This window comes from Acidovorax temperans (genome assembly GCF_006716905.1).
GTDB lineage: Bacteria > Pseudomonadota > Gammaproteobacteria > Burkholderiales > Burkholderiaceae_C > Acidovorax > Acidovorax temperans.
Genome location: NZ_VFPV01000001.1, coordinates 1264538 through 1277040 on the forward strand (window position 1 = coordinate 1264538; position 12503 = coordinate 1277040).

At 60.7% G+C, this 12503-nt stretch carries 16 protein-coding genes; 2 read left to right on the forward strand and 14 right to left on the reverse strand.

Features of this window, described 5'->3' with window-relative positions:
* Positions 1-16: 16 nt before the first annotated feature.
* Genes BDD18_RS06115 through petA form a run of 3 tightly spaced genes read right to left on the reverse strand, consistent with a single transcriptional unit; the run spans position 17 to position 2814 of the window.
* Positions 17-775, reverse strand: coding sequence for a cytochrome c1 (locus BDD18_RS06115; protein ID WP_044400202.1), 759 nt, complete (start codon positions 773-775; stop codon positions 17-19).
* Positions 776-793: 18 nt separating this feature from the next.
* Positions 794-2206 carry a cytochrome b gene (locus BDD18_RS06120; RefSeq protein WP_044400205.1) on the reverse strand — a complete coding sequence of 471 codons (1413 nt, stop codon included), beginning with the start codon at positions 2204-2206 and terminating at the stop codon, positions 794-796.
* A gap of 11 nt (positions 2207-2217) precedes the next feature.
* On the reverse strand, positions 2218-2814 hold the full coding sequence (petA, locus tag BDD18_RS06125; protein ID WP_066697829.1) for a ubiquinol-cytochrome c reductase iron-sulfur subunit: 597 nt from the start codon (positions 2812-2814) through the stop codon (positions 2218-2220).
* A 199-nt stretch (positions 2815-3013) separates the two neighbouring features.
* Between petA and mscL the strand changes: the two genes are divergently transcribed.
* On the forward strand, positions 3014-3445 hold the full coding sequence (gene mscL, locus BDD18_RS06130; protein WP_066697826.1) for a large conductance mechanosensitive channel protein MscL: 432 nt from the start codon (positions 3014-3016) through the stop codon (positions 3443-3445).
* An 87-nt stretch (positions 3446-3532) separates the two neighbouring features.
* Here mscL and pdxA read toward each other — a convergent pair whose 3' ends face one another.
* Both pdxA and BDD18_RS06140 read right to left on the reverse strand, forming a co-directional pair.
* Complete coding sequence (pdxA, locus tag BDD18_RS06135) at positions 3533-4570, reverse strand: 4-hydroxythreonine-4-phosphate dehydrogenase PdxA (protein WP_142081922.1); 1038 nt, start codon at positions 4568-4570, stop codon at positions 3533-3535.
* A gap of 62 nt (positions 4571-4632) precedes the next feature.
* On the reverse strand, positions 4633-5388 hold the full coding sequence (locus tag BDD18_RS06140) for a Nif3-like dinuclear metal center hexameric protein (RefSeq protein WP_142081924.1): 756 nt from the start codon (positions 5386-5388) through the stop codon (positions 4633-4635).
* A gap of 163 nt (positions 5389-5551) precedes the next feature.
* On the opposite strand from BDD18_RS06140, the gene BDD18_RS06145 reads away from it, so the two are divergent.
* Positions 5552-6697 (forward strand): Do family serine endopeptidase, encoded by a 1146-nt coding sequence (locus BDD18_RS06145; protein WP_142081926.1) that lies wholly within the window; start codon positions 5552-5554, stop codon positions 6695-6697.
* A gap of 232 nt (positions 6698-6929) precedes the next feature.
* Here the strand turns inward: BDD18_RS06145 and tatC are convergent, their stop codons facing one another.
* The 9 genes from tatC to galE form a co-directional block, all read right to left on the reverse strand.
* Positions 6930-7724: a twin-arginine translocase subunit TatC gene (gene tatC, locus BDD18_RS06150; protein ID WP_142081927.1), complete on the reverse strand. Its 795-nt coding sequence runs from the start codon at positions 7722-7724 to the stop codon at positions 6930-6932.
* 53 nt (positions 7725-7777) lie between these two features.
* A complete protein-coding gene (gene tatB, locus BDD18_RS06155; RefSeq protein ID WP_044400226.1) occupies positions 7778-8239 on the reverse strand; it encodes a Sec-independent protein translocase protein TatB in 462 nt (153 codons plus the stop codon).
* 23 nt (positions 8240-8262) lie between these two features.
* Positions 8263-8508 (reverse strand): Sec-independent protein translocase subunit TatA, encoded by a 246-nt coding sequence (gene tatA, locus BDD18_RS06160; RefSeq protein WP_066697818.1) that lies wholly within the window; start codon positions 8506-8508, stop codon positions 8263-8265.
* Between the two features lie 84 nt (positions 8509-8592).
* A complete protein-coding gene (locus BDD18_RS06165; protein ID WP_044400409.1) occupies positions 8593-8949 on the reverse strand; it encodes a histidine triad nucleotide-binding protein in 357 nt (118 codons plus the stop codon).
* A 179-nt stretch (positions 8950-9128) separates the two neighbouring features.
* Positions 9129-9515 carry a DUF4870 family protein gene (locus BDD18_RS06170; protein ID WP_066697814.1) on the reverse strand — a complete coding sequence of 129 codons (387 nt, stop codon included), beginning with the start codon at positions 9513-9515 and terminating at the stop codon, positions 9129-9131.
* A 5-nt stretch (positions 9516-9520) separates the two neighbouring features.
* Positions 9521-9916, reverse strand: a complete 396-nt coding sequence (locus tag BDD18_RS06175; RefSeq protein ID WP_044400234.1) for a phosphoribosyl-ATP diphosphatase — start codon at positions 9914-9916, stop codon at positions 9521-9523.
* Between the two features lie 4 nt (positions 9917-9920).
* Positions 9921-10310, reverse strand: coding sequence for a phosphoribosyl-AMP cyclohydrolase (hisI, locus tag BDD18_RS06180; protein ID WP_044400239.1), 390 nt, complete (start codon positions 10308-10310; stop codon positions 9921-9923).
* A 126-nt stretch (positions 10311-10436) separates the two neighbouring features.
* The gene (hisF, locus tag BDD18_RS06185) at positions 10437-11237 is read right to left on the reverse strand and encodes an imidazole glycerol phosphate synthase subunit HisF (protein ID WP_044400245.1); all 801 of its coding nucleotides are present in this window, start codon (positions 11235-11237) and stop codon (positions 10437-10439) included.
* 113 nt (positions 11238-11350) lie between these two features.
* Positions 11351-12364: a UDP-glucose 4-epimerase GalE gene (gene galE, locus BDD18_RS06190; RefSeq protein ID WP_142081929.1), complete on the reverse strand. Its 1014-nt coding sequence runs from the start codon at positions 12362-12364 to the stop codon at positions 11351-11353.
* Between the last annotated feature and the right edge of the window lie 139 nt (positions 12365-12503).

The window sequence follows — 12503 nt, forward strand, 5'->3', positions numbered from 1 at the left end:
TCAGAAAGTCAGCAAGTTATTTGACGTCTTTCCAGAAAGCCGCATTCAGTCGCCATGCAATGACGGTGAAGAAGCCCAGGAAAATCAGAACCCACACACCAACGCGGATGCGCGTGTTCTGAGCGGGCTCGGCCATCCACTGCATGTAGTTGACCAAGTCGCCGATAGCCGCATCGTACTGAGCGGGGGTCATCTTCCCTGGAGACACTTGCTCCCAGCCCTTGAGCACGTGGGTCTTCTGACCGTGGCTTTCGTGCTCTTCAAAGACGGGGCGGCGTTCGCCCTGCAGCTCCCACAGTACGTGAGGCATGCCCACGTTGGGGAACACGAGGTTGTTCCAGCCCGTCAGCTTGGTGTCGTCGCGGTAGTAGGTACGCAGGTAGGTGTAGAGGTAATCTGCACCCGAACCTGCAGAGCTTGCACGCGAACGGGCAATCACAGTGAGGTCAGGAGGATTGGCACCGAACCAAGCCTTGGCTTGCTTAGGATCAATCGCCGCCTTCATGGTTTCACCGACCTTGTCGGTGGTGAAGAGCAGATTGTCTTTCACCTGCTGGTCTGTCAAACCGATGTCTTTCAACCGGTTGAAACGCATGAACGCAGCAGAATGGCAGTTCAGGCAGTAATTGACGAACAGCTTGGCACCATTTTGCAAAGAGGCCAAGTCATTGGTCTTGACGGGCGCCTTGTCCAGGGGATGGCCGCCGCCAGCAGCCATTGCAGAGCCAGCCACCATGCCCAGCGCTGCCACGATCGTGAGAATGAGTTTTTTCATTGTTGTTTTCTCCGGCTCTCAGTGCGCAACGTAGGTAACGCGATCAGGCACAGGCTTGGTCTTACCAATGCGACTCCACCAAGGCATCAGCAGGAAGAAGCCGAAGTAGAACAAAGTACCCACCTGAGAAACCCGCTCACCAATCGGCGAGGGAGGCTGGACGCCCAGGTAACCCAAGATCAGGAAGTTGATCACAAAGACAGCGTAGAAGTACTTGTGCCAGTCGGGACGGTAACGAATGGACTTCACAGGGCTGTAGTCCAGCCAAGGCAGGAAGAACAAGATAATCACGGCACCACCCATCACGACCACGCCCCAGAACTTGGCGTCAATGGCCAGCATCAAAGCTGTGACCACCACAGCGCCACCAGCGATCACCACCTTGAAGATGGCTGGCAACTGGGCCTTGAGCACTCCAAACAATGCACCCAGGAGCACACAGGCGATCAGGGCGTACATCATTTCGCTGGTGATAGCGCGCAGCATCGAATAGAACGGGGTGAAGTACCACACGGGAGCAATGTGCAACGGCGTCACCAGCGGATCTGCGGGGATGAAGTTGTTGTACTCGAGGAAGTAGCCACCAAATTCGGGCGCGAAGAACACCACCGCAGAGAAAGCCAACAGAAACACAGACACGCCAAAGATATCGTGCACGGTGTAGTAAGGGTGGAATGGCACGCCATCGAGAGGCTTGCCCTTGGCATCACGGGGCGCATTGGGACCCTTGATTTCAACGCCGTCTGGGTTGTTGGAGCCCACGTCGTGCAACGCCAGCAAGTGGGCCACAACCAAGCCCAGCAGAACCAGAGGAACGGCAATGACGTGGAAGCTGAAGAAGCGGTTCAGGGTAGCGTCGCCCACCACAAAGTCGCCACGGATCAGCAGAGCCAGATCAGGACCGATGAAGGGAATGGCAGCAAACAGGTTCACGATCACCTGAGCGCCCCAGTACGACATCTGGCCCCAAGGCAGCAGATAGCCCATGAAGGCTTCAGCCATCAGACACAGGAAAATGGCGCAGCCAAAGATCCAGACCAGCTCACGCGGCTTGCGGTAAGAACCGTAGATCAGGCCACGGAACATGTGCAGGTACACCACCACAAAGAAAGCCGAAGCCCCCGTGGAGTGCATGTAGCGAATCAACCAGCCCCAGGGCACATCGCGCATGATGTACTCCACCGATGCGAAAGCCAGATTCGCATCAGGCTTGTAGTGCATGACCAGGAAGATACCGGTGACGATCTGGATCACCAGCACCAGCAGTGCCAGCGAACCAAAGATGTACCAGAAGTTGAAATTCTTCGGAGCGTAGTACTCCGACATATGCACACGGTAGGCATCGAAAGCTGTGGGGAACCGGTTCTCAAACCAGTTCGTCAGCTTGGCAGACGCCGAAGCGTTGGGGGAGATTTCCTTGAATTCAGCCATGTCGTGCTACCTCAAGCCTTCTTGTCTTCACCGATCAGCAGACGCGAATCGGACAGATACATGTGGGGCGGGATTTCCAGGTTGTCAGGCGCAGGCTTGTTCTTGAACACACGGCCAGCCAAGTCGAAAGTGGAGCCGTGGCAAGCACACAGAAAGCCGCCATTCCAGTCGTCAGGCAAAGAAGGCTGAGGGCCCGTTTGGAACTTATCGCCGGGCGAGCAACCCAAGTGGGTGCAAATGCCCACGCCCACGAAAATTTCAGGCTTGATGGAGCGGTGTTGGTTTTTTGCGTACTCAGGGGTGGGGTACGTCTTGCGATCTGACTTGGGATCGGCCAGTTGAGGCTCGGTCTTGGCCAACGAAGCAATCTGCTCAGGGGTGCGCTTGAGAATCCACACGGGCTTGCCGCGCCATTCCACAGTGAGCTTCTCGCCGGGTTGCAGGGCTGAAATATCAACCTCTACCGCAGCACCGGCTGCTTTGGCTTTTTCCGAAGGCTGAAAACTGCTGACGAAGGGCACGGCTACGGCCACTCCTCCCGCAGCACCAGCGCATCCGGACGCAATCAGCCACGTCCGCTTGCTGGTGTCGACTGGTGTGTCACTCATGGGGATCCTCGGTATACATCGCTATGTTGGGGTCAGCCGGGGATTGTAGCGGAGTGAAAACTCGTAACACCAGCCGCCCTCTTGCAATCTGGCGTCACAGCCCCATAGCGAAGCAGCACCGCTGCGCCATCTCTCCTAGATAATGCGGTTTCACACCACCTGGGGCGACGGGCCCTTGAAACCAAAAAGGGAAGCAAAGATGACAATCATCAAAGAATTCAAAGAATTTGCCATCAAGGGCAATGTGATCGACCTGGCTGTGGGGGTGATCATTGGCGGAGCCTTCGGGAAAATCGTGGACTCCGTGGTGGCCGATCTGATCATGCCGGTGGTGGGCCTGGTGTTTGGCAAACTGGATTTTTCCAATTTGTTCCTGGTGTTGGGCAATGTGCCAGCGGGCACCGCCATGACCCTGGACGCACTGCGCAAGGCTGGCGTGCCGGTTTTCGCCTACGGTAACTTTTTGACCGTGGCCGTCAATTTCATCATTCTGGCGTTCATCATTTTCATGATGATCAAGCAAATCAACCGACTCAAGCGCGAAGCACCTGCTCCAGCGCCTGCCGCTCCAGCACCTGAACCCGAAGACATCGTCTTGTTGCGCGAGATCCGCGATAGCCTCAAGCGCTGATCTGCGCCACAAACTCAGCTTTTTGATGGACTCAGCGCCCTCTTGTCGAGGGCGTTGTCGCATCTGCGGCCGACACCGCTCGAAAATTCAGGCGAGTTGCCGCGCCATGCGTACCGCTTCGATCAGGCTGGACGCATCGGCTACGCCCCGCCCTGCGATATCGAACGCGGTGCCGTGGTCGGGGCTGGTGCGCACCAATGGCAGGCCCAGGGTGACGTTCACCCCTTTATCCACACCCAGATATTTGACAGGAATCAGCCCTTGGTCGTGGTACATCGCGATCACGACATCAAACTCACCAGGATGTGCCTCGGTGTGCCGAGCCCGCATGAAGACGGTATCCGGCGGCAACGGTCCGTGCACATCCACCCCTTGCGCGCGCAATTGAGCCAGAGCGGGAGCAATGATTTCCAGCTCCTCCCGGCCAAACAAACCACCTTCGCCCGCATGGGGGTTGAGCCCCGCCACAGCGATGCGCGGCGCACGCCCCAAGGTGCGCAGCAGTGCCGCATGCGCGATCTGCACGGTCTGCAGCACGTTGGCCTCGGTCACAGCAGCAATTGCATCGCGCAGGGACACATGGATGCTGACCAGCACCGTGCGCAACTCATCGCTTGCCAACATCATGCGCACCGGCATCGCATCCAGCGCCACGCCTTGGTGGGCGGCAGCCTCGGCCTGCAGCAGTTCGGTGTGACCAGGGTAATCCACGCCTGCAGCAGAGAGCGCCTCTTTGTGCAACGGTGCCGTAACCAGTGCAGCCACCTCACCGCGCAGCGCGGCGCGTGCTGCCCACTGCACACAATCAGCAGCGGCGCGCCCTGCCTCAGCACTGACCTGCCCCACCGCCACGGTGTCGGGCAGACCCGCAAGCGGCAGCACCGGTACGCAGCGCGGGGGCGCAGCCAGGGCATCGGCCACCCCCTCGATCACCGCCACGGGCAGCGAAGGTATGCCCGGGCTTGCAATGCAGCCCGCGGCGCGTCGCAGCGTGGCCACGTTCCCGACAACGAAGCAGCCGCGCAGCACATCGGGCGCATCCCGGAACGCCTTGGCCACGATTTCAGGGCCTATGCCTGCAGGGTCGCCTTGGGTAATGGCGATGGGCTTGAGATTGATTTTCATAAATTCTGGCGCTAACGCCCGTGAATCAAGCGCAAGCAGCTACGCTTTCAATAGCAAACCATTCACGCGGGGTTGTCGATTTCGATGAACTCGTGCCCGATGCCCAGCAGCCGCGCCACCTCGCCCGCGATCGCGGGGGCGCCATAGCGCTCGGTGGCGTGGTGCCCTGCGGCAATGAAGGCCACACCCGTTTCGCGCGCCAGATGGGCTTGTGGCTCCGAGATTTCGCCCGTGATGAACACGTCAGCACCTACAGCGATGGCCGCCTCAAAGTAGCTTTGCGCCCCACCCGTGCACCACGCCACTTTGGTCACGGGGCGCGTGCTATCGGCCGAGGTCACCAGCGTGGTCGGCCTGCCCAGCACGGCGGCCACGTGGTTCGCCACGGCCTGCGCATGGGGATAGTCGGCATCGGCCACGCAGCCCAGCAGCTGTTCACCAAACTGCGCCACGCTAGTCCACCCCAGCATCTGGCCCAACTGAGCGTTGTTGCCCCACTGGGGGTGCGCATCCAGCGGCAAGTGGTACGCAAAAAGATTGATGTCGTGCGCCAGCAGCAGTTGCAGGCGCTGCTTCATCCAGCCTGTAACCCGGCCATCTTGTCCGCGCCAGAACAGTCCGTGGTGGACGAAGATGGCATCAGCGCGCGCTGCAATGGCCGCCTCGATCAGCGCCTTGCTGGCCGTGACGCCGCTCACCACGCGGGCGATCTGTTCCTTGCCCTCCACCTGCAGGCCATTGGGCCCGTAGTCTTTGAAACGCTCGGGTTGCAGCAGGCCGTCGAATGCCTGCAGAAGGTCTACGCGGGATATGCTCATGCCCGCTATTGTCGCGCGGGCTCGCGCAGGCAGCGCCAAGACCCCACCCAACGCCGCGCCATGCGCCGCCAAGGCTTGGAGGACAATAGCAACTATTCCGGGCCCCGAAGATCACACTGCAGAACTCCGCGCACCCCACGCACCTTTGCCCCATCTACTCATCATGAAACGCATCTGGCTGCTGTTCTCTCAGGCCGTGACGGTTTTCGCCGCGGCCTATTTTGTTGTCGCCACCCTCCAGCCCGACTGGATCCGCCAAGGCGCCACCCGCTCGGGCGCCGGCGTGGCCCTGATGGAAGCGCCCCCAGCCCCGGCGGGGCAGCCTGCGGCAGGCAGTTTCAGCGGCGCAGCGCGCAAAGCATCGCCCGCCGTGGTCAGCATCAATACCAGCAAGGCCGTACGCCACCCACGCAGCAACGATCCCTGGTTCCAATTCTTCTTTGGTGACCAGGCCCCGCAGGCCCAGACCGGACTGGGCAGCGGTGTCATCATCAGCCCCGACGGTTACATCCTCACCAACAACCATGTGGTCGAAGGTGCGGACGAAATCGAAGTCACGCTGACCGACAGCCGCCGCACCCGCGCCAGCGTGATCGGCACCGACCCCGAAACCGACCTGGCCATTCTCAAGATCACGCTCGACAAGCTGCCCGTGATCACGCTCGGCGATTCAGACTCCCTGGCCGTGGGCGATCAGGTGCTAGCCATTGGCAACCCCTTTGGCGTGGGCCAGACAGTGACCAGCGGCATTGTCAGTGCGCTGGGGCGCAGCCAGCTGGGCATCAACACGTTTGAGAACTTCATCCAGACTGATGCCGCCATCAACCCCGGCAACTCGGGTGGCGCGTTGGTGGATGTGAACGGCAACCTCATGGGGATCAACACGGCCATCTACTCGCGCTCGGGTGGCAGCATGGGGATCGGGTTCGCCATCCCCGTGTCTACTGCGCGCCAGGTGCTCGATGGCATCGTGAAAGACGGACAGGTGACCCGCGGCTGGATTGGCGTGGAACCCAATGAACTGTCAGCCGAGCTGGCCGAAACCTTCGGCGTGAAAGCCACCGAGGGCGTGATCATCACCGGCGTGCTGCAAGACGGCCCCGCTGCGCAGGCGGGCATGCGACCTGGCGACGTGATTCTGAAGGTGGATGACAAGGCTGTGGGCAACGTGTCGCAGCTGCTGACTGCTGTGGCTGCGCTCAAACCCGGCACGCCCTCTGCATTCGAGGTGCAACGCGCCGACAAGAAGCTGGAGTTGAACATCAACCCTGGCGTACGCCCCCGCCCGCAGCGCGCTGTACGTCGTTGAAACACGGTGGAGAACTTCAGCGATCCGCAGAAACTTATCCGCTATCAATAAAATAGCTGCTAGCGCTTTATTCTCGGGCGCTAGCAGCTATTTTTATTAGTAACCAGAAGCCTCTACCCTGTTTTGGCGGCAACCGGACTTCCTGCGCTGAAAGTCGTCACACCAGCCGTGCAGAGCTTCACTGGATGGGTAAACGACACCGCGCGGTGATAGTGGCACAAAGTTGCCGCTGTCAGGAGGAAGCGGTTTCTTCCTCTGCCGTGCCAGGTGCTTTAGTGTGCTTGATGAACAGTTGCGCGGCCCAGATGCCAATCTCGTAAAGAATGCACATGGGCACGGCCAGGGCCAGTTGCGACACCACGTCGGGTGGGGTGACGATGGCGGCGATCACGAACGCGATGACGATGAAGTAACCACGGAAGTTCTTCAGCTTCTCAATGCTCACCACCCCCATGCGGGCCAGCACCACCACCGCAATCGGCACTTCAAAGGCCAGGCCGAAGGCGAGGAACATGGACAGCACAAAGCTCAGATAAGCCTCAATGTCTGGCGCGGCCGTGATGCTCTTGGGCGCAAAGCTCTGGATGAACGCGAACACCTGCCCAAACACGAAGTAATAGCAAAAGGCCACGCCGATGAAAAACAGCACAGTGCTGGAGACCACCAACGGCAAGACCAGCTTCTTCTCATGCGAATACAGGCCCGGCGCCACAAACGCCCACACCTGCCAGAGCACGAATGGCAAAGCCAGCAAAAAGGCCGACATCAGCAAGATCTTGAGCGGCACCATGAAGGGCGAGATCACCGAAGTGGCAATCAGCGTGGCACCCTTGGGCAAATGCGCTACGAGTGGCGCTGCCAGAAAGTCGTACAGCGGCCCGGGGCCGGGAAAGAAAAACAGGAAGGCAGCAGCCACGGCAATGGCAATGATGGCCTTGACCAAGCGGTCGCGCAGCTCCATCAAATGCTGGACAAACGGTTGCTCCGTTCCAGCAAGCTCGTCTTCTTGGGTGGGGGTGTCTGCCATGTTGGATCTTCGAGGGCGTCAGGGCCGCCCATGCAGCGCGCGCGGGCGCAGCATCAGTGGAACTTTTTAGGGCGGTAGCGCGCTACCCGCGCCGCACCGGACAACGCTTTGGTGCGCACACCATTGCGGGCTTTGTACCACTGGGGGGTAGCGCCTTTCTTGAGGCGCCAGTTTTTGCCAGGGTGCTTGTAAGCGGGCAGCACAGCCGAAGCCGTGTCGTGACTCTCGGTCTCGAAACTGGTGGCTTGCGCCCAGTCTTTTTCAAACTCGCTGGCGCTGGTCTGGATGGACTGCTCCACGTCGCGCGCGGCGTTTTCCACCGAGTCCTTCATCTTGCGCAGCTCATCGAGCTCCATGGAGCGGTTGACTTCAGACTTCACATCGGCCACGTAGCGCTGCGCCTTGCCCAGCAGGGTGCCCACGGTACGGGCGACGCGGGGCAGCTTTTCAGGGCCGATGACGATCAACGCCACCGCCCCAATGAGCGCCATTTTGGACAGGCCAATATCAATCATGGAATCAACGCTCGCTCAAGCCATCAGCTTTTTTGCTTGGCTTCCACGTCAATGGTGGTCTTGTCAGCGGCCTGGCTGTTGGCCACTTGGCTGGGAGCTGGGGCTGCGGTGGGCGCGGGGGCATCGCTTGAGCCGTCTTTCATGCCGTCCTTGAAGCCCTTGACCGCGCTGCCCAGGTCAGAGCCCATGTTCTTGAGCTTTTTGGTGCCGAAGACCATGACAACGATCAGCAGCACGATCAGCCAGTGCCAGATGGAAAAGGAACCCATGGAATTTCTCCTAACGAATTGCAATCATTTTAGACGCGCGATGTAACCCCGGCGTGAAGGGGAAAAGACCGTCAGCTCCTGACCTCAGCCTTTGAGCCAGGGGCGTGGGCCACCCATCACATGGATATGCAGATGGTGGATCTCCTGCCCGCCTTCAACCCCTGTGTTGGTGACGATGCGAAAGCCACCGTCTGGGTACGGATTACACCCCTGCTCCAGGGCCAGCCGGGGCGCCAGCGCCATCATGCGCCCCAGCAGCCCGGCGTGCTCCGGGGTAACCTGGGCCATCGAAGGGATATGCGCCTTGGGCACCATGAGAAAGTGCACCGGCGCCCAGGGATGGATGTCGTGGAATGCGAAGATTTCCTCGTCTTCATAGACCTTGCGGGAAGGAATCTCGCCGGCAATGATCTTACAAAAAAGGCAGTTCGGATCGTGCATGGTGAAGGGATGAATGAAACCGGCCGCAGCCGCCAGATAACTGATTACAGAGCCCTGAATGACTCCGGGCAAGTTTTCGCATTGTCAGGGATATACACGGCGTCCTGCGTGTCCGCCGGCTGACGAAGGGCTGTCAGCCAAGGGCTGAGCAAGGCACCCGCTCGCCAGCAGCGCCAATCTCACATCTCCAGAGCCTGCCCCTTGTTCATGGCGACCATGCCGCGCACGATGCGGTACAGGAACCACAGGGAGATCAGCCCCCAGGCGATCCAGCCGGGCAGGATCAAAATCCACAGCGGTGCCGTCAGTACATAGAGCACACCTGCCCAGATCACCGTACGCAGGCGCCAAGAAAAATGGCTGGCCTGCCAGGTGCCTTCTGCGTCGCTCTTTTTGACGAGGTCGATCACCAGCGCAATCAACAGCAAGGCAGCGCCGGGTTGCGCACCGGGAATGACCGCCCCCACCGCCACGATCAGATGCAACAGGTAGCTGACCCAGCCGATGGCCTTCAAGTCCTCGGCCCGCTGGTCCTTGGTCTGCACATCGGTGAAGTCATCTGCCATGGCTGTCAGCCTTTCTCGTCTGCCGCGCGCGCGTCTGCCTTGCGCAGGGCTTTTTCTTCGATACCGCTGGTGCCTTCACGGCGGGCCAGCTCCTTGACCACATCCGCCGGGCTCAAGCCGTAGTGGGCCAGAGCGATCATGGAGTGGAACCACAGGTCTGCGACCTCGTAAACGATCTTTGCCTTGTCGGCGCCATGGTCCACATCCTTGGCCGCCATCACCACTTCGGTGGCCTCTTCGCCAATCTTCTTCAAGAAGGCATCCGGCCCCTTGTGCAGCAGGCGCGAGACATAGCTGGTCTGCGGATCGCCACCGTTGGCGGGTTTGCGGCTTTCAATCACGGCCGCCAGGCGGGCCAGGGCGTCCTGCTGAGACAGCACGTGGGAATCGTTGGAACTCATGGGCTTATTTGTAGATGGATTCGGGATCTTTCAAGACCGGATCAACGGCCTTCCAGGCGCCATCCTTGAGCACGCTGAAGAAGCAGCTGTGGCGCCCGGTGTGGCAGGCAATGCCAGGCTCGTGCCCTTCCTGCGTTACCTTGAGCAGCACCACGTCGTTGTCGCAGTCGAGGCGGATTTCATGCACCGTCTGCACATGGCCCGACTCCTCGCCCTTGAACCACAGCTTCTTGCGCGAGCGGCTGAAGTACACCGCGCGGCCCAGCTCTGCGGTCTTGGCCAGCGCTTCGCGGTTCATCCAGGCAAACATCAGCACATCGCCTGTGCCCTGCTCTTGCGCAATCACGGGCACCAGGCCCTGCGCGTCCCATTTCACTTCATTGAGCCAGTTCATGGGCGGATTGTCGGTGATTTGTGCCAGAGGGCCGGACGGGGATCAAAAATTTAAACGTTTTTGGCCGCTAGCGCTTTTACAGAAAGCGCTAGAAGCTATTAAATCAATAGCAAAACAAACTACCGATTACAGACGCACGGGAATGCCACGCTCTGCCATGCGCTGCTTGGCCTGGCCCACGGTGTACTCACCGTAGTGGAAGATGCTGGCAGCCAGCACGGCATCGGCACCGCCCTGCTGCACGCCGTCGGCCAGGTGATCGAGATTGCCCACGCCGCCCGAGGCGATGACGGGCACGCTCACGGCGTCGCTCACCGCACGGGTCAGGGCCAGGTCAAAGCCGGACTTGGTGCCGTCACGGTCCATGCTGGTGAGCAGAATTTCGCCAGCGCCGCGCTGCGCCATCTCCTGCGCCCACGCCAGCGCATCCAGCCCCGTGTTTTTGCGCCCGCCGTGGCTGTAGACATCCCAGCCAGGGCCCACCGGCTGCCCGTTGGCACCGATGCGCAGCGCGTCTTCTTCAGAGCGGCGCTTGGCATCAATGGCCACCACGATGCACTGGGCGCCGTATTTGGCCGAGGCCGCATTGATGACGTCAGGGTTGGCAATGGCGGCCGAATTGAAGCTGGTCTTGTCCGCGCCCGCGTTGAGCAGCCGGCGCACATCTTCCACCGTGCGCACGCCGCCACCCACGGTGAGCGGAATGAACACCTGACTGGCCACGGCTTCGATGATGTGCAGGATGAGGTCGCGGCCATCGCTGGTGGCGGTGATGTCCAGAAAGGTCAGCTCATCGGCCCCCTGGGCGTTGTAGCGCGCGGCAATCTCTACCGGGTCGCCTGCATCGCGCAGTTCAACAAAATTGACACCCTTGACCACGCGGCCTCCGGTAACGTCAAGACAGGGAATGATGCGTTTGGCAAGCATGGCGCAAAGGGATGAGAAAAAAGAAGAATATCAATGAAAGGAAGCCGCAACCCGGGGGGGCGGCCAGAGCGGCCCGTGCAAGATACCACGGCCATCCGCAGGGCCCGGCCCACTCAGGCTTGCAGGCTGGCGCCCACACCGCTTTGCCAGCGCCACGCGTCTTCGCACATCTGGTCCAGGCCCAGTTTGGCCGTCCAGCCCAGCAGTTGCTGCGCCAGAGCGGGGTCCGCCCAGCACTGGGCCACATCACCGGGCCGGCGCGCCACGATGCGGTAGGGCACGGCCCGGCCGCTGGCGCGCTCAAAAGCGCGCACCATCTCGAGTACCGACACGGGACGCCCCGTGCCCAGGTTCACCGTCAGCAGGCCAGGGTGGCTGCGCAGATAGCGCAGCGCGGCCACGTGTCCCTCGGCCAGATCGCACACATGGATGTAGTCGCGCACCCCGGTGCCATCGGGCGTGGGGTAGTCGTTGCCGTACACGCTGAGTTGTTCGCGCAGGCCGACGGCCACCTGGGCCACGTAGGGCAGCAGGTTGTTGGGAATGTCTTGCGGGTCTTCACCGATCAAGCCGCTGGCGTGGGCACCCACGGGGTTGAAATAGCGCAGGCGGGCAATGCGCCACTGGCCGGGCTCAGAAGCGTCCACATCGGCCAGCACCTGCTCCATCATGAGCTTGCTCCAGCCATAGGCGTTGGTGGCCGACAGCGGGAAGTCCTCACGGATAGGCACCGAGGCCGGGTCACCATACACCGTGGCAGACGAGGAGAACACCAGCGTGCGCACATTCGCCGCCCGCATGGCTCCCAGCAGGGCCACCGTGCCCGCAACGTTGTTGTCGTAGTACCGCAGCGGCTCACGCACCGACTCGCCCACCGACTTCAGGGCTGCGAAGTGGATGACGCCTTCGACGGCGTGCTCGGCAAACACCCGCTGCAGCATGGCCGTGTCGCGGATATCACCCTCGATGAAAGGCACGGGTGCGCCAGTGATGCGCTCCACCCGCTCCAGCACCGAACGGCGGCTGTTGCAAAAGTTGTCCAGCACCACGAAAGGAATGCCGGCCTGGGCCAACGCCACACAGGTATGCGAGCCAATGAAGCCGGCTCCGCCCGTTACAAGAATCACGCTATCGCACTCCTAAAAAATGGGGATCTGGGTTTTGAGGAAGAGATCCATCGCACGGGATCGACCCGATAGGGTGAATTGTCGGATCAAAAAGCCTCCCGCAATGCAGCGCCAAAAGGCTTGCGCGACTTCTTTTCCC